At 61.6% G+C, this 16,770-nt stretch carries 15 protein-coding genes; 9 read left to right on the forward strand and 6 right to left on the reverse strand.

Going from position 1 to position 16,770, the window contains the following annotated elements; genetic code table 11:
- Positions 1–159: 159 nt before the first annotated feature.
- Positions 160–2,526 carry a selenide, water dikinase SelD gene (selD, locus tag ACIQ39_RS12890; protein WP_396435006.1) on the reverse strand — a complete coding sequence of 789 codons (2,367 nt, stop codon included), beginning with the start codon at positions 2,524–2,526 and terminating at the stop codon, positions 160–162.
- Positions 2,527–2,528: 2 nt separating this feature from the next.
- The gene (gene senB, locus ACIQ39_RS12895; protein ID WP_396435007.1) at positions 2,529–3,503 is read right to left on the reverse strand and encodes a selenoneine biosynthesis selenosugar synthase SenB; all 975 of its coding nucleotides are present in this window, start codon (positions 3,501–3,503) and stop codon (positions 2,529–2,531) included.
- A 13-nt stretch (positions 3,504–3,516) separates the two neighbouring features.
- On the opposite strand from senB, the gene senA reads away from it, so the two are divergent.
- Positions 3,517–4,749, forward strand: coding sequence for a selenoneine synthase SenA (gene senA, locus ACIQ39_RS12900; RefSeq protein ID WP_396435008.1), 1,233 nt, complete (start codon positions 3,517–3,519; stop codon positions 4,747–4,749).
- Positions 4,750–4,968: 219 nt separating this feature from the next.
- Here senA and ACIQ39_RS12905 read toward each other — a convergent pair whose 3' ends face one another.
- Together ACIQ39_RS12905 and ACIQ39_RS12910 are read right to left on the reverse strand one after the other, a co-directional pair.
- On the reverse strand, positions 4,969–5,982 hold the full coding sequence (locus tag ACIQ39_RS12905; RefSeq protein ID WP_396435009.1) for a Gfo/Idh/MocA family protein: 1,014 nt from the start codon (positions 5,980–5,982) through the stop codon (positions 4,969–4,971).
- A gap of 10 nt (positions 5,983–5,992) precedes the next feature.
- On the reverse strand, positions 5,993–6,889 hold the full coding sequence (locus ACIQ39_RS12910) for an NAD(P)-dependent oxidoreductase (protein WP_396435010.1): 897 nt from the start codon (positions 6,887–6,889) through the stop codon (positions 5,993–5,995).
- A 266-nt stretch (positions 6,890–7,155) separates the two neighbouring features.
- Between ACIQ39_RS12910 and ACIQ39_RS12915 the strand changes: the two genes are divergently transcribed.
- The 4 genes from ACIQ39_RS12915 to ACIQ39_RS12930 all read left to right on the forward strand — a co-directional run bounded on the left by ACIQ39_RS12915 (position 7,156) and on the right by ACIQ39_RS12930 (position 10,878).
- A complete protein-coding gene (locus ACIQ39_RS12915; RefSeq protein ID WP_396435011.1) occupies positions 7,156–8,145 on the forward strand; it encodes a TRAP transporter substrate-binding protein in 990 nt (329 codons plus the stop codon).
- 61 nt (positions 8,146–8,206) lie between these two features.
- Positions 8,207–8,698, forward strand: a complete 492-nt coding sequence (locus ACIQ39_RS12920; protein WP_396435012.1) for a TRAP transporter small permease — start codon at positions 8,207–8,209, stop codon at positions 8,696–8,698.
- Complete coding sequence (locus tag ACIQ39_RS12925) at positions 8,695–10,014, forward strand: TRAP transporter large permease (protein ID WP_396435013.1); 1,320 nt, start codon at positions 8,695–8,697, stop codon at positions 10,012–10,014. The genes ACIQ39_RS12920 and ACIQ39_RS12925 overlap by 4 nt, the downstream gene beginning before the upstream one ends.
- Before the next feature lie 9 nt (positions 10,015–10,023).
- Positions 10,024–10,878: a TauD/TfdA dioxygenase family protein gene (locus tag ACIQ39_RS12930; RefSeq protein ID WP_396435014.1), complete on the forward strand. Its 855-nt coding sequence runs from the start codon at positions 10,024–10,026 to the stop codon at positions 10,876–10,878.
- 80 nt (positions 10,879–10,958) lie between these two features.
- Here ACIQ39_RS12930 and ACIQ39_RS12935 read toward each other — a convergent pair whose 3' ends face one another.
- Both ACIQ39_RS12935 and egtD read right to left on the reverse strand, forming a co-directional pair.
- A complete protein-coding gene (locus ACIQ39_RS12935; protein ID WP_396435019.1) occupies positions 10,959–11,723 on the reverse strand; it encodes an SDR family NAD(P)-dependent oxidoreductase in 765 nt (254 codons plus the stop codon).
- Positions 11,724–11,826: 103 nt separating this feature from the next.
- Complete coding sequence (gene egtD, locus ACIQ39_RS12940) at positions 11,827–12,795, reverse strand: L-histidine N(alpha)-methyltransferase (protein WP_396435015.1); 969 nt, start codon at positions 12,793–12,795, stop codon at positions 11,827–11,829.
- A 169-nt stretch (positions 12,796–12,964) separates the two neighbouring features.
- On the opposite strand from egtD, the gene ACIQ39_RS12945 reads away from it, so the two are divergent.
- From ACIQ39_RS12945 to phnE, 4 genes are all read left to right on the forward strand, one after another.
- A complete protein-coding gene (locus ACIQ39_RS12945) occupies positions 12,965–13,840 on the forward strand; it encodes a putative selenate ABC transporter substrate-binding protein (RefSeq protein WP_396435016.1) in 876 nt (291 codons plus the stop codon).
- A 19-nt stretch (positions 13,841–13,859) separates the two neighbouring features.
- A complete protein-coding gene (locus tag ACIQ39_RS12950) occupies positions 13,860–14,696 on the forward strand; it encodes a phosphonate ABC transporter ATP-binding protein (protein ID WP_396435017.1) in 837 nt (278 codons plus the stop codon).
- Positions 14,697–14,788: 92 nt separating this feature from the next.
- Positions 14,789–15,652: a PhnE/PtxC family ABC transporter permease gene (locus ACIQ39_RS12955; RefSeq protein WP_396435020.1), complete on the forward strand. Its 864-nt coding sequence runs from the start codon at positions 14,789–14,791 to the stop codon at positions 15,650–15,652.
- Positions 15,649–16,482 carry a phosphonate ABC transporter, permease protein PhnE gene (gene phnE / locus ACIQ39_RS12960; protein ID WP_396435018.1) on the forward strand — a complete coding sequence of 278 codons (834 nt, stop codon included), beginning with the start codon at positions 15,649–15,651 and terminating at the stop codon, positions 16,480–16,482. The genes ACIQ39_RS12955 and phnE overlap by 4 nt, the downstream gene beginning before the upstream one ends.
- The last annotated feature ends 288 nt before the right edge of the window (positions 16,483–16,770 follow it).

The following is a 16,770-nucleotide window of genomic DNA, read 5'->3' on the forward strand; positions in this document are numbered from 1 at the left end:
ATACTTTGATAAGCTTGGAGCACCACGTCTGGTATGAACCTCAACCTCACGAACCGCCTAGTGCGGACCCGCATGCTAGGTGGTGTGGCAGGGGCGCAGTCATGTTGACTGCCCCCTATGCCGATGGGCGCTGGGCATCGACATGCCCAGCGTATCGCCTCAGGTTTTCAGCAGCACCGGCTCGATGGCCTCGCCTTGTGCGGTGATGCGGCCAATGATGGCGGTGTGCGGGTAGCCTGACGCTTTGAGGGCCTGCACGCAGGCCTTGGCTTGGGCTGCGGGCACGCTGGCCAGCAGGCCGCCTGCGGTTTGTGGGTCAAACAGCAGAGGGTAGCGCGGGTCGCCCACGAACTCGTCGGCGTTGCGCAAGGCGCGGCGCAGGCGCACATTGGCCGGTTGCAAAGAGCTGACGATGCCCGCTTTGACGCAGTCCACCGCACCGCTCAGCAAAGGCAGCATGCTCAACTGCAGTTCGGCATCCACGCCGGACGGCCGTGTCATCTCCACCAAGTGGCCCAGCAGGCCAAAGCCGGTCAGGTCGGTGCAGGCGGTGGCGCCGAATGCACGCAAAACTTGCGCTCCTGTTTGGTTGGACAGCACCATCGACTGCAGCGCGGCATCGATCCAGCGCCCTTTGGCGGCGTGGCGTGCATGCGCGGCAAACAAGGTGCCGGTGCCAATCGGCTTGGTCAGCAGCAGCACATCGCCCGGCTGCATGCCGCCTTTGCGCATGACACCGTCCAGCTTCTCGTCGATCAGGCCGTTGATGGCAAAGCCCAAAGCCAACTCAGCGCCCTCGCCCGTGTGCCCGCCCACCAGGGCGCAGCCTGCGGCGTTGAGCACTTCGATGGCACCGCCCATCATTTGGGTCAGCAGGTCCTCCACCTTGCGCTCCAGGCCCGGCGGCACGGTGACCACGGCGGTGGCGGTTTGCGGCTCGGCACCCATGGCAAACACATCACCCAAGGCGTGGTTGGCCGCGACTTTGCCAAACAGATAAGGGTCGTCGATGAAGGCCCGAAAAAAGTCCACCGTTTGCACCACAGCCATGCCGGGCGGTACGCGCACGATGGCTGCGTCGTCTGGCGAATGCAGGCCAATCAAGACGTCTGCGCGCTCGACCGGTTGCAATTGGCCCAGAGCCCGCGACAGCACATTGGCACCCACCTTGGCCCCGCACCCACCGCAGCGCATGGCGATGGCCGAAATGGCTTGCAAGGACTCCTCTGCCGTCAGTGTCAACCGCGAGGCGGGGGGCTTGCCGTGGGCTTGAATGTCTTTGATCAGTTGGCCCATGGCTTGCAGGCTTTCGCGCAGGTGGGACTCCGGCTGGCCAGGGCTGCCCGCGCCCGGCATGAGCGGCAGTTCGGTGAAGCGTTGCATGAAGGCACGGTCGATGCGGTCTTTCCAGCGCCAGACCCAAGCCCCGGCAAAGCCTAAGGAGCCGCGCGAGGCCACGGCAAAGCGGTTGCCGGTCGAAATCAGGGCCAGCCACTGGCGTTGGGGGTCATAGGCCAGCAAGGGCTGGCCGCGCAAACTGCGGCGAAGATTCTCGGCCAATGGTTTGGCCATGCGCACGGCAAACACGCCCGCTTTTTCGAGGGGGCGTTCGACAAATGAGGCGATGTCGCCCGCCGCAAACACCAGAGGGTCGTTCAGACTTTGCAATTGCGGATGGACCAATATGAAGCCGCGCTTGTCCAGTGCCAAGCCTGTGCTTTGCAGCCAAGAAGGCCCCCCCGCTTGCGTGACCCACATGGTCTCATCGGCATCGAAGGTGCGGCCATCGCGGGTGTGCAGACAGCCGGGCGAGACCTGCACCACCTCGGCGAGTGTGTGCACCACCACGTTGCGCTCTTGCAGCACTTGCGCAAAGCGTTGGCGCACGCGCGGGTTGTGGGTCGGCAAGATGGTTTCGCCCGAGCTCAGCAACACAAATTTCAGGTCTTCGGGGTTGCGCCCCAGTGCTTTGAGTTCGAGGCGCAATCGGTACTGCATGGACAGCACCAACTCCACCCCCCCTGCGCCCGCGCCGACAACGGCGATGGTCATGCGGCCCCGGTGGAGCGGCCACTGGCGGGCTTTGTCCAGCAGGGCGAGCCAGCGTTGGTTGAATTGCGCAATCGGCTTGACGGGCACAGCCAGGCTTTGCGCGCCCTCGACATGGCGCAGTTGCGGTGTCGATCCGATGTTGATGGACAACAGGTCGTAGGGCACGGGTGGCCGGTCTTGGCAGATGACGGTTTGGTTTTTGCGGTCGATGCCAATCGCCGCAGCGCGGTACATCCGCGCACCTGCAAAGGCACACAGGCGGCCTAAGTCGATGTGGACTTCGTCAAAACTGTAATGGCCCGAAATGTAGCCAGGAAGCATGCCCGAGTAGGGCGTGTCGATGTCGGTGCAAATGAGTGTCAGGCGCACGCCCGGCTCGGGCTTCATGGCGAACATGCGCAGCACGCCCACGTGGCTGTGGCCGCCGCCCACCAGCACGAGGTCACGCAGCACAGGCTGATTGGAAGATTGCATTCTCAAGGGGTCCAGAGTTCTTGCACCCAGCGGTGCAAGGCGGCGCGTTCGGCCTGGGGTTCAAACAAAGGTGCGCGCAGCGCGCACTGATGCCCTAAGTGTGCCACCAGTGCAGCGCCATCGACCGGTACGCGGCATGCCAACAAACTGGCGGCCAGCGCGGGGGCATCACCGGGCTCGAAGTAGCCCGCGTAATCCTCGCCCAGCAGGCCGACATTGCCGTCAATGCGCGAAGCCAGCACGGGTGTGCCGCTGCACACGGCCTCCATCAGCACATGCGCGCCGCCTTCCATGCGGCTGCAGTGCACCAGCAGGTGGGCGCGCTGGATGCGCTCAAGTGTCTGGCGGTGGGGCACAGCCCCCAGCCAGCGGTAATGCGGGCATTGCGCTTGTGTGGCTTGAGCGGCCAAGCCCAGCGCTGGCTCGAGCGGCGCGCCAATGTGGTCGATCCGCACGCCCGCGTCTGCTGGCAACAGGCGGGCTGCGGCCATCAGCGTGAGCGGGTCTTTTTCTTCGCGCAAATGCCCCACCATCAGCACGCGCAAATGGCGCGCGGTTTTGGGCAAGGTTTGGCGCGTGCCGGTCGATTGAAAAATCACGCGGGCCTTGGCCTGGTGCGCGCTGGGCAGGCTTTGCAGGCCCAGGCCTTGCAGCACCACCAAAGTGTGTGCCAGAGCCAATGAGCGCTGGGCCAGCCGGTCGTGAGCGATGTCGCGGTACAAGTCGGTGCCCGTCAGCACCACGCCCAGGCCGCGCTGACCGTGCCCAGCGTGCCAGGCTTGCACCGATTCGGCCGAGCGGCGGGCGTGCAGGGCCAGCATGACATCGTCTTGCTGCGCATGCGCATCAGGCCATTGCCGTACGATGCGAACCTCATGCCCCGACAACAGGCGTTGCCAGCGGCGGGCCGTTTGCCAGTTGCCATTGTTGGCATCGGCCAAAGCAGGGCTGACAATCACGACACGAAGTTTTTGCATGGGCGGTTTATACATGAATGGCAGTACCACGGCGGGGGCAAGGCAGACCCCCGAAGATGCAGTTTCAGTTGGCTTTGAGGGGCCGGTGCACAGCCCGATTCGCACAGCCAGTGCGCAGGCTTTGGCGCTGGCGCTGCAGGCCACCCGCGCGCGTACTTTGGGTTTACTGCAGGCCTGGCAAAGTGCCTTGCCCGATTTGTCTGTGCCCCCCCTGGCGGGCATGAACCCGCCGCTGTGGGAGTGGGGCCACATCGCTTGGTTTCAGGAGTGGTGGACGGTGCGCAACCGCCAGCGCCTGTTGGGCACCCGCAGTGCCTGCAGCGCTTCGGACTTTGACGCTTCGGTGCGGCCCGATGCCGATGCCCTCTACAACTCCAGCGAGATCGCGCACGACAGCCGCTGGGCCTTGGCCTTGCCCGACCTGGCCGCAACGCAGGCCTATTTGGAACAGGTATTGCAGCGCAGCTTGACGCATTTGGCTGCGCTGGCGCAGACCGAACACGCCGACAGTGACCAGGCCTTGTACTTTTGGCGACTGGTTGTGCAGCACGAAGACATGCACAACGAAGCCTCGGTTTACATGGCACAGGCTCTGGGTTTGGCTTTGCCGCAGGCCCTGTGTGAGCGTGGCGGTGCAGCGGCGCAGCTGCCAAGCCCAAAAGGGCCGCTGCGGGTTCCAGCGCAAGTCCACCGCCTGGGCCACGAGGGCCCCGGCTTTGCTTTTGACAACGAATGCCAAGCCCAAGGCGTGTCGCTGGCCGCCTTCAGCATCGACGCACAGGCCGTCACTTGGGCGCGTTACCTGCCTTTTGTGCAGGCCACCGGCCACACCCTGGCGCCCCATGTGCGCCAAGCGCAAGGGGTTTGGCAGGCGCAGCGTTTTGGGCAGTGGCAGGCGCTGGACCTGCAGGCCCCGGCCGTGCACCTGAACGCCCATGACGCCCAAGCATGGTGCCAGTGGGCGGGCAGGCGGCTGCCCAGCGAAGCCGAATGGGAATGCGCGGCGCAGCAGCCGGGCTTTGTGTGGGGCCAAGTGTGGGAGTGGACCGCCAGCGACTTTGCGCCCTTCCCCGGCTTTGAGCCGCACCCCTACCGCGACTACTCTGCGCCTTGGTGGCACAGCCACCGCGTGCTGCGCGGGGCCTGCGCTGCCACCTCGGGGCATGTGGCAGATGTGCGTTACCGCAACTTCTTTGTGCCTGAGCGGCGTGACATTTTTGCGGGCTTTCGTTCGGTGGCCCTGTGATGCGGCAAGCAGGTTCAGTGTTGGGTGTTGAGGGTTGAGGGTTTGGCGTTGAGGGTTGAGCGTTGAGCGTTGAGCGTTTGGCGTTGAGGGTTGAGCGTTAAGAGTTGAGCGTTAAGAGTTGAGCGTTAAGAGTTGAGCGTTAAGAGTTGAGCGTGCGCCCTTGTAAATCGCAGAACGCACAACGCACAACGCACAACGCACAACGCAAAACCCGAGCCCTCAACGCTCAACGCCCTTGCGCAAGAGTTCATCGATCAGGGCATGTGTCTTGAGTGCGTCGGCCCCGGTCACGCGGGGCGGTCTTTGCTCTCGGATGGCACCGATGAAGTCGGCCAACACGTCTTGGTGCGCTTGGTGTGAAAAGTCCATCATGTTCGCGCCGCTGCCCGTGCCCCCCTCATCCACCACGCTCAGGGGCGGGCCGTGTAAAAAGTTCACCACCAAGCTGGCACCCGTCAGGCGTGCGCTGCCCAGCGTGCCAATCACCTCGATGCTTTCTGGGTAACCCGGATAAAAGGCGGTGCTGGCCATCAAATCGCCGGGTGCGCCATTGCCCAAGACCAGCAGCGCCTGCACATGGTCTTCGGTTTCCATTTGGTGCAAGCGGGTTTGGGTGACGCTGGCCGCCTTGACCGACTGCACGCCCACCAAAGCCTGAAAAAGGTTCAGGGTGTGGATGGCCTGGGTCAACAACACACCGCCACCATCGCGCGCTTTTGTGCCCCGGCCCGGGGTGTCGTAATACGCTTGATCGCGCCACCATGGGATGCGCACCGAGGCCGCCTGCATTTCGCCCAGCCGCCCCTCGCTCAGCACTTGCTGCAAGACCACCGCCGCCTGGCGAAAGCGGTGTTGCAACACCACGCCCAGCTGCAAGCCAGAGGCCTCGGCCATGGCCACCAGTTGGGCCGAGCGCTGAAAGTCGAGTTCCAGCGGCTTTTCCAGCAACACATGTTTGCCCGCAGCCCAACAGCGTTGGCAAATCTCCAGGTGGGTCGATGGTGGCGTGGCCACGATCACGGCTTGCACCAAGGGGTCTTGCAAGGCCGGCTCGAGCGTGTCAACCAGCTGCACAGAGCCGGTGTAGGGCCGCAGGCGATCGGGGTGCGGTTGGCGTGTTACGGCAAAGCGCAGATCAATTTGGTCTGCCAGGTCTTGCAAGCTGCGCAGGTGCGGTGCGGCACCCGCACCCAGGCCCACCAAGGCCATGCCGATGCGTGGGGGCAGCTCCATGGGCATGGCTTTAAGCACCCTTGCCAATCTGAACCTGGTTGATCTGCGCTTGCGCTTTCACCAGCGAGGGCACCAGCTCGGCGCCGAAGCCCAATGCGCAAGCCGTCACCAGGCTTTGGTGCACGCTGGTGCCCACCGCTGCCGGGGCTTTCACGCTTTCCGTCAAATGCACGTAGTAGCGCAAATCTTTGGAGGCGTTGTTCAACTCAAATTTCAGGCCGCCGTAGTCACCGTCCAGTGTTTTGGCCATGGCCTGAAACAAACCAGAATTGACCGCGCCAGCCGAAACCACGCGCACCAGCTGGGACACATCGATGCCCGCCTTGGCGCCCACGGCAAAAGCCTCGGCTGTGGCGGTGGTGATGGCTTGACCGAGAAAATTGTTCAACAGCTTGATCACGTGGGCTGAGCCCATGTCGCCGACATGAAAAATGTTTTCGCAATACGCCTTGAACACAGGCTCCAACTTCGCAAAGACTTCGGGCGATGCGCCCACCATGGTGTTGAGTTTGCCCGCTTCGGCCTCAACGGGTGAGCGGGCCAGCGGCGCATCGACCAGGGTCATGCCTAAGGCCGCGCAGCGTGCGGCCAAGCGGCGTGTGGACTCGGGCTCGCTGGTGGAGGCATCGACCACCACCAAACCTGCACGGGCTTGGCTGAGCAAGCCTTGGGGGCCTTCCAGTGCGGCCTCCACTTGCGGTGAGCCGGTGACGCAAATGATGACCGCATCACAGCCACTCAGATCGGCGTGGCTTGGCACCAGTTTGGCACCTTGCGCCAACAGGTCTTGCAAGGGCTCGCGCCGAGCGTGTGCAGTCAGAGAAACTTGAAAACCTTTGGCCAATAAATTCTTCGCGATGCCGTGGCCCATCAGGCCCGATGCGCCAATAAAACCGATGTGTTGCATGTGGATCTTTCGTGTGATGAATCAAAAACTCAGGATGCCTTCATGCGTTAGCAAAGAGGCGCACAGGACAAACTCGCGCCTTGCGAGCCAGTGAAGTTCAAGTTATCACTTTAGTGATGACGGTGCCCAGTGCCGCTGGACGCATAGGCGACAACTTCACCTGATAGCCATGGTTTACCCCAAGCATATTCCATGGGGTTTGTCCTAAAGTCAAAACACAACAACGCAAGCTGTTTGTTGTTCACCTCACTACTGGAGACATAAACATGAAGCTTTTAAAACCTTTGATCGGTGCCGTTCTTTCGTCGGTACTTGCTTTTAGCGCGTACGCCCAGCAAGCGCCCATCACATTGCACGGCGCGTCGCAATTTGGCGATGACCATGCCTTCACCAAGTCCATGGTGAAATTTGAAGAGTTGGTCAAAAAGTATTACGGCAAGCCGGTCAATTTCGTGCTGCACAAAAACAGCGAACTGGGCTTGGAGAAAGATTACTTCGCCTACATGAACCAAGGCAAAGCGGTGGACTACGCCATTGTCTCGCCCGCCCACATGTCCACCTTTTCCAAAGCCGCGCCCTTCATCGATGCGCCCTTTTTGTTCAGCGACTTGAACCATTGGAACAAGGTGCTGGACCAAGACGTGCTCAAGCCCATCGCCGATGAGGTGGAGCAAAAAGCCGAAGTCAAGCTGATCGGCTATGCCGGCGGTGGTGTGCGCAATATCTTCTCCAACAAGACGGCGGGCAACTTGGCCGACTTGAAAAACCTCAAAGTGCGCGTGCAAGGTGCGCCCATTTGGAGCCGCACCTTTGGCGCTGTGGGCATGGCGCCCACTGTGATCGCCTACAACGAGGTCTACAACGCCATTCAAAACGGGGTGATCAATGCCGGTGAAAACGAAGCGGCAGGCGTCGAAGCCATGAAGTTCTTTGAAGTGGCCCCCAACATTTTGATGACCCGCCACGCCATCACGATCCGCCCCCTGTGCTTCTCGGTCAAGACCCTGAAGAAGTTGCCTGCTGACTTGCAAGCAGCGATCATCAAAGCGGGCAAAGAAGCAGGCGCCTACGGACGTCAAATTGAATCGTCCGAAGACCAGGCCAAGCTCGACAAGTACGCCAAAGAAGGCAAGCTCAAGCAAGTGCCTTTCAGCCAGCGTGCCGAAATGCAAAAGCTGGTCGATCCGGTCATGGTCGCCTATGCCAAAGAGGTCGGAGCAGATGCCATTTACGCCAAGATCAACAGCTTGAAGTGATCCCCCTCAAAGCGGTGGCCCACTAGCCACCGCTTTGCTTTTGCCTTGCACGACATTGCGTATGAAAAAACTGTTGTTCATCATCGACGGATTGCTGTCATTTCTTTTGATCTTCATGGTGCTGCTTTTGTTGGTGCCGGTGAGTCTGCAGATTTTTTCGCGGTACACCGATTTGATACCGCGCTACATGTGGACCGAAGAGATGAGCCGGTTTTTTTTCGTCTGGTTGATCATGCTGGGGGCCACGCTGGGGGTGCGTGAAAAGATGCACTTTGATGTGGACTTTTTGCCGCCACTGTCTGACAAGCTCAACCGACGCTTGTTGTTTGTCTGCCAATTTTTCATGCTGATTTTTTCGGCCGTGATTTTTTACTGGGGCATTGAGTTCACCCAATTTGGCTGGAACCAAACCTCTGAGTTGGCCGAGATGCCCATGTGGTGGATTTTCATTGCCTGGCCCATTTCGGGTTTTCTGTGGATGGTTTTTTTGTTGCACCAAATGTTCAACCCACCCGTCGAAGGTGAGCGCGTGAACCAGGAGTCGTTTTTGTGAGCTCGGTTTTGTTTTCGCCCGGAATAGCCGCCTTGGTGCTGTTTGGCGGCTTTTTCTTTCTTTTGGCCATTCGGGTGCCGGTGGCCTTTGCCTTGGGCTTGGCGTCGCTGCCGGTTCTTTTGTTTGAGCCCCGGCTCTCGCCCATGGTCTTGTTCAACGAAACTTTCAAGACCTACAACTCTTTCATTTTGTTGGCCGTGCCCTTTTTCTTGCTGACCGCCAACCTGATGAACGGCGGTGGCATCACCAGCCGGATCATGCGGCTGTCCAGAGCCTTGGTCGGTCATTTTCCCGGTGGCTTGGCGCAGGTCAACGTGTTGTTGTCGGTGTTTTTTGCGGGCATTTCGGGCTCGGCCAGTGCCGATGCCGCAGGCCAGGGCAAATTGTTCATCGAGGCCCAGGTCAAAGAAGGTTACGACTTGTCCTTTTCGATTGCGGTCACGGCCGTCTCGGCGGTGTTGGCTGTCATCATTCCGCCGTCCATTTTGATGGTGGTGTGGGGCGGGGTGATCTCCACTTCAATTGGCGCCATGTACCTGGCGGGCATTGTGCCGGGCGTGTTGTTGTGCTTGGCACAAATGGCCACCGTCCACGCTTATGCGGTCAAGCGCAACTACCCGGTTTACCCGCGTGCAGACCTTCTTGAAATCGTCAAGTCCGCCGGTGTGGCCATACCGGCCATGTTGACCCCCGTGATCATTGTGGGCGGCATTTTGCTGGGCTGGTTCACGGCCACCGAGTCGGCCGCTGCCGCGGTTTTGTATGCCGCCGCATTGTCTTTGTTCTTTTACCGTGAAATGGGTTTCAAACAGTTCATGGCTGCGGTGCTGGACACCGGCAAACTGTCGGCAGTGGCCTTGTTTTGTGTGGGCACAGCGTCTGTTTTTGGCTGGTTGTTGGCCTATTACCAAATCCCCAAAGCCTTGTTGGCCAATGTGCAAACCTGGGGCCTTGACGTGATTGGCGTGGGCCTGTTCATTGCGGCAGCTTTCTTGATTGTGGGTTGTTTTCTAGACGCGATCCCGGCCATCATCATCGTCGGCACCACCTTGCAGCCCTTGGCCGAGTCGGTGGGCATGCACCCGGTGCACTTTGCGATTGTGGGCATCTTGGCCTTGGCCTTTGGCTTGGTCACACCGCCGTATGGCATGTGTTTGATGATCTGTTGTGCTGTGGCCAAAGTGCCCTTGCGGTACGCGATCAAGGACACCATGATCATGGTGGCGCCCATGTTGTTGGTGTTGTTGGCGGTGATTGTTTTTCCAGAAATCGCTTTGTACTTGCCGCGCATCTTTTCACCAGAAATGATCAATTAGGGCCGGAACATGACCACTTCCCAAGTCTTGCCTTTGAGTCCTGTGTTGGGCGCGCGCGTGGAGGGGCCAGACCTGTCGCAGCCTTTGTCACCGGACGATCACACCCTGTTGGCCAACGCGCTGCACCGGCACGGCTTCATCGTGCTGAAAAACCAGTCGCTCACACCGGCCCAAATGGTGGCCTTTGCGCGGCAGTGGGGCAGGCCGTCGCCGCATGTCATTGACACTTTTCACCATCCAGAAGATGCCAACATCCTGATCCTCTCGAACGTGTTCAAGGACGGCCGAGCCACGGGGCTGGTGGATGCCGGCACTTATTTTCATACCGATTATTCTTATCTGGACGACGTGGCGCGTTGCACCATCTTGCACGCCCAAGACGTGCCGCCCGCGCCCAATGGCACCACCTTTGCCAACCAGGCCAAGGCCTATGCCGATTTGCCGCCCAGCATGAAACAGAAAATCGAGGGGCTGGTGGTCAAGCACCACTACGGCAACCGCGACGACCTGAACCAACAGTCCCGCAGCGCTGCCTCTGTGCTCAATGCCGAGCAAGCCCAACGCGTCAACTGGGTGCGTCACCCCTTGGTCAAGCCGCACCCGTTCACGGGCCAGCCCGCACTTTATGCGGTCAGTGGCAGCTCGTTTGGCATTGAAGGCATGCCCGATGAGGAGGCCCTGGACTTGTTGCGTGAACTGGCGGCGCACGCCACCCAAGAGGCCTATTGCTATACCAACAATTATGAAAACGGCGATGTCATCGTCTGGGACAACGCCTTGCTGCTGCACAGCGCACCCTTGATCGACCTGACCCGGCCACGCACCTTGTGGCGCGTGACCGTGCTCAATCCCTTGGGGGTGTGAGCCTCAGGGCATGAGCCGCAGCCTGCGAGCGTCACACTGGGCCTTAAGGCCCAGTGCTTGAGGGGCCATCAGAAGACGCATCAGGGCATGTACTGCCCGCCGTTGACTTCGATGATTTGGCCCGTCACATAGCCCGACATTTGCTCCGACGCCAGGTAGACAAAAGCGCCTGCACATTCCTCAGCGGTGCCCAAGCGGTTCATGGGGATGGTGGCTTTGAAGCCTTCCAGCATTTGCGGTGTTGAAAAACGCTCGTGGAAAGGCGTGGTGATGACGCCGGGGGCCACCGCGTTGACACGGATTTTGTCTTTCACCAACTCTTTGGCCAGGCCCCGCGTCATGGTCGAGACAAAGCCCTTGGAGCCTGCGTACAGCGAGGCACCGGCCCCACCGCCGTGGCGTGCCGCCACCGAGGTGACGTTGATGATGTTGCCCCCGCCACCTTGCTGGCGCATGGCGGCCACAGCGGCGGCGGTGCACACCATGGCCGAGCGCACGTTCAGGTAGACCACGTTGTCAAACAGTTCATCGGTGATGTCCTCGATCGGCACCCGCTGTACCAAAGCGCCCGCGTTGTTGATCAAAATGTCGATGCGCCCAAAGGCTTTCACGGTGTCTTGCACCAAACGCTGGCATTGTGCCGAGTCCATCACATCGCCTTGCAGCAAAACGGCTTGAGCCCCGGTGGCCTGCACCGCCTTGAGCACTTCTTGTGCAGGCCCTTGGCTGCTGTTGTAGTGCACCGCCACACGCGCGCCCAATTGGCCAAAGGCCACCGCAGCAGCGGCACCAATGCCGGTGCTGGAGCCGGTGATCAATACCACTTTGTCTTTCAGATCGTTCAACATGCAGGTCTCCTGTTCATTTCATTAGGGCACAGCACAAGCGCTGAGTTGAATTCATTATGAGCAGGCCAAGTCAGGCGGGCCAATCATGTGGGCGACAAGCTCAAGACTGCGCCCAAAAGACCGCAAAACGCTGGGCCGCATCGGTCCAGACCTGGGTGCTGGAAAAGCCCGATGCCTGCAGCAGGGCGGCAAAACTGGGCACTTGCCATTTGTACGCGTTTTCGGTGTGGATGGTCTCACCGGCTGCAAACGCACGCTCGCCGCCGGGCCAGCGCACACGCAGCGCATGGCGTGCCTTCAGGTGCATTTCGACGCGCGACTGCGCCGCATTGAAGCGCGACAAGTGTTGCCAGTCGCGCACCGCAAAGTCGCTGCCCACCAAGCGGTTGATGTGCAGCAGCAAGTTCAAATCAAAAGCGGCGGTGACGCCCAGGGCATCGTCGTAGGCGGCGGCCAATTCAGCCGGGTCTTTCAGCAAGTCCACCCCGATCAGCAAACCGCTGCCCGCCGCCGTGCCGCATGCGCGGTGCAGGCTTTGCAAAAAGCCCAAGGCCTGCTCGGGCGTGAAATTGCCGATGCTCGAGCCCGGGTAAAACAGCACACGTGGCTGAGCGGGGTCCAGTGCCAGCGCATCCGGCAAGTCAAGGCCAGCCGAAAAGTCGGTGCCCAAGCCCGCCATGGGCAGCCCCGGGTGTTGGTGTTGCAAGTTGCCCAGGGCTTGGCGCACAAAGTCCACCGAAATGTCCACCGCCACATAACGCGCGGCCTGCATGGGGCCCAGCAGCCGTCCGGCTTTTTCGCAGTTGCCTGCACCCAGGTCGACCCAGCAGGCACCGGCGGGCAAGTGCTCGGCCATGTCAGGGGTGTGCAGGCGCATCAACTGGGCTTCGGTGCGCGTCAAATCGTATTCGGGCAGTTCGGTGATGGCCTCAAACAGGCGCGAGCCCAGCGCGTCGTAGAGGTATTTGGGCGAGGTATAGGCCTGCGGCGCGCTCAGGCCGTGCAAGAGCTCTTGCGCCACGGCGGCGGCGTTGTGCTGGTACAGCTGGGTGAATTGGGGTGTGGTCATGTCGGCATATTAGGGCAGAGACCGTCGTTTCTGGGCACTGACCCATCAAGATCCTGGGTTCGCCTGGCCGACCCATCGGCCAAGGTTCTTTCAGAGGCTTCTGTGCTGCAGTCACGGATTCGGGTTGTAATCGCGGTTGTTTGTTTTTGACAATTTTGACAACGCCCGCATGTATTCTTCTTTTTTCACCCCCTTCCAGTCCGCAGCCTGTTCGGCTTTGTTGGCCTTGGCGGCCACATTCGCCTCAACCGCTCAGGCCCAAACCACGCTGCGCGTGACCACCATCCCCGAAGAAGCTGCCACCGAGCAGGTGCGCAAGTTCACGCCCTTGGCCGACTACCTGGAAAAGCAGCTGGGCATGAAGGTGGTGTTCACACCGGTGACCGATTACCCCGCTGCGGTGGAGTCTTTGGTCAACAAAAAAGTCGATCTGGTCTGGTTTGGCGGCTTCACCTATGTTCAGGCCAAACTCCGCTCGGGGGACAAAGTCGTGCCCTTGGCGCAGCGCGAAGAGGACACGCGCTTTCAGTCGGTGTTCATCGCCAAAACCGATTCAGGCATCAAGACGCTGGCCGACATGAAGGGCAAACAAGTCTCTTTTGGCTCTGCCAGCAGCACTTCTGGGCACGCGATGCCACGCGGCGTGCTGGTGCAAGCGGGGATCAACCCTGAAAAAGACTTCAAACGCATCGCTTACAGCGGCGCGCACGACGCCACCATCGCCTCGGTGGTCAGTGGCAAGGTCGATGCGGCCGCGCTGGACATCACGGTGTGGAAAAAGTTTGTCGCAGAAAACAAGGTGGACACACAGGCCGTGAATGTGTTTTTCACCACGCCCACCTTCTTCAACTACAACTGGTCGGTCCACGCCGACATGCCTGTGGTGCTGCAAAACAAGATCAAGGCGGCCTTGTTGGGTTTGAACCCGGCCAACCCTGAACACGCTGAAATCCTGCGCCTGAACCGGGCCACGCGCTACATCGAAACCAAGCCAGAAAACTACAAAGAGCTGGAAGCCGCCGCGCGCAATCTGGGCTTGCTCTGAACCGATAACGCCCCTGCACATGATCATCGACCTGCAGGCTGTTGAAGCCCGGCACCCGTCTGCGCTGCCTGGCGCGCCAGCGGCTTTGCGCGCGCTGAACTTGCGCCTGGCCGCAGGCGAACAGGTGGCCATCATCGGCCCCTCGGGCGCGGGTAAGACGACCTTGCTGCAGGTGCTGGCCTGCGCGCAGCCGCCCACCCAGGGCACTTTGTTGTTGTCGGGCGTGAACCCCTGGACGCAATCACCGGGCGCCTTGCGCGGTTTGCGCGGCCAGTTGTTTTTGGCCCCTCAGGTGCCGCCCTTGCCGCCGCGCCAACGGGTGGTGACCTCGGTGCTGGCCGGTCGTTTGCCCGCCATGGGCCTGTGGGCCAGCTTGCGCTCGCTGTTTTACCCCAGCGACATCCCGGCGGCCTACCAAGCGCTGGTGCACTTTGATTTGGCTGACAAATTGTTCGAACGGGTCGACCGCTTGTCGGGCGGTGAGCGCCAACGTGTGGGCCTGGCCCGCGCCCTGCTGGCCCCGGCCAGCCTGTGGCTGATCGACGAGCCGCTGTCGGCGCTCGACCCGATGCGCGCGCGCATGGCCATGACGGCCTTGGTGGGCCTGGCCGCCGAACGCCAAGTCACGCTGGTGGCCACCTTGCACCAGGTGGACATGGCCTTGGCGCATTTCCCGCGCATCGTGGGTTTGCGCGACGGGCAGCAGGTGTTTGACTTGCCGTCTGCCCAAGTCAGCCGCGAGCACCTGGCCCACCTTTATGACCAGCACGAACACGAGCTGCGCGGCGAATCGCCGATGCGGGTGGACGAGCCAGCCCCGGCAGCGCCCGCGCCGGCCGTGATGCATTGCCGCTGACGCGGTCTGCGCCCTGACCCCCGACCCCTGACCCCTGGCCCTTAACGCAAGCACGCACGCAAGCACACCACATGTCTGCCACCGTTTCCCGCATGCCCGATGCGCGGCCGCCAGGCTTGCCACCGGCCCGCTCGCGCCCGGCTGCGCCTGCGCGAGACCCGGCGTTTTTGTCTCGGGTGTTTTGGCTGAGCCTGGCGCTGGTGCTGCTGTGGCCGCTGGCCGTGGCCACCGAGTTCCGCCCCTGGGTGCTGTGGGAGCCCGATAACCGCAAGGTCACCGCCGACTTTGTGGCCAGCTTTTGGCCGCTGGTGCACCACGCCGAATTCATGGACATGGTGCTGCGCGAGACCTGGCGCACCGTGGCCATGGCCACGGCGGGCGTGACGCTGGCGCTGGTGCTGGCCGTGCCTTTGAGCTTGTTGGCCACCCGCGTGCTGTCGCTCTCGGCCTTGTCGGGCCGCATGGACCGCTGGCCCGCTGTGCTGCGTTGGTGCGTGCGGGCCAGCTTGATCGTGCTGCGCAGCGTGCCTGAGCTGGTGTGGGCGCTGGTGTTTGTGCGTGTGGTGGGCTTGGGCCCCACGGCGGGCGTGCTGGCCATTGCCCTGACCTATGGCGGCATGCTGGGCAAGGTGTACGCCGAAATACTGGAAAGCGGCGAAAGCCACGCCACCCAGACCCTGATGCGCAATGGCAGTGGTCGCCTGCAGGCCTTTGTGTACGGCTTGCTGCCCAGCCACGCGGCCGAACTCGCCTCTTACACGGTGTACCGCTGGGAATGCGCCATCCGCTCCTCGGTGGTGCTCGGCTTTGTGGGTGCGGGCGGCTTGGGCCAGCAGCTGGACAACTCGATGAAGATGTTCAACGGCGGCGAGGTGGCGACTTTGCTTTTGGTGTTCATCGCGCTGGTGGCCTTGGCCGACCGGGTCAGCGCTTGGCTGCGCAAGGCGCTGGCATGAGGCATTCCCACCGCGAAGCTGCCAACTTGCCTTACAAGTTGCCACCCCCTTTGTTTGACGCCCGCTGCAAAGCGTGTTGGTTCACCTTGGCTTTGTTGGTCTTGGTGGTGGCCAGTTTTGTGTCGCTGGATCTGGACTGGGCGTCCTTCGCGTCCATGGACGCTGCGCGCAGCATGGGCCGTTTTGTCGCCGAATTTTTCCCGCCCGACCTGTCGCCCGTGTTTCTCGACAAAGTAGTCTGGGCCGCGTGGGAAACCCTGGCCATGTCGGCATTGGGCACCGTGATGGCGGCTGCGCTCGGCTTGGCGCTGGCCGTGCCCGCCAGCCGCATGTCCGCCCAAGACCCGGCTTGGCTGCGCAGCCCCACGCGCTGGTTGCTCAATGCCCTGCGCGCCATCCCTGAACTGGTGTGGGCCGCGCTGCTCTTGATCTCGGCGGGCCTCGGGCCCATGGCGGGCACTTTGGCGCTGGCGCTGCACACCAGCGGCGTGCTGGGCCGCTTGTTTGCCGAGGCCATGGAAAACCTGCCCACCGGGCCGGGCGACGCCTTGCGCACCCAAGGTGTGGGGCCGCTGCGCGTGTTTTTTTACGCCACCTTGCCCCAGGTGCTGCCGCAACTCATGAGCTACACGCTTTACCGCTGGGAAAACAACATCCGCGCCGCCGCTGTGCTGGGCGTGGTGGGCGCGGGGGGCTTGGGCCAAATGCTGTCTTTCCACTTGGGCCTGTTCCAGATGAACAAGACCGCCACGATTTTGGGCGCGATGCTGCTCATGGTGGCCTGTGTGGATGCCCTGAGCTTTGCAGCCCGCCGCTGGCTGACGCGCTGAATCTCCGACAAGAGACCCTGCGGGCGATGCCCCTTTTTGTAGGAGCGTCACCGACCGCGATGGGCAAAACCATTACCGCTGTCTTTGTAGGAGCGGTCACCGACCGCGATGGGGCAAAACCATTACCGCTGTTTTTGCAGGAGCGGTCACCGACCGCGATGGGGCTTATTTCGCGGTCAGAGACCGCTCCCACAAAGACCCCATGTAGGAGCGGTCTCCGACCGCGATGGGGCTTTTTTCGCGGTCAGAGACCGCTCCCACACAGGCCCCATGTAGGAGCGGTCACCG

This window comes from Limnohabitans sp. (assembly GCF_044361645.1).
In the GTDB taxonomy this organism is placed as follows: domain Bacteria; phylum Pseudomonadota; class Gammaproteobacteria; order Burkholderiales; family Burkholderiaceae_C; genus Limnohabitans_A.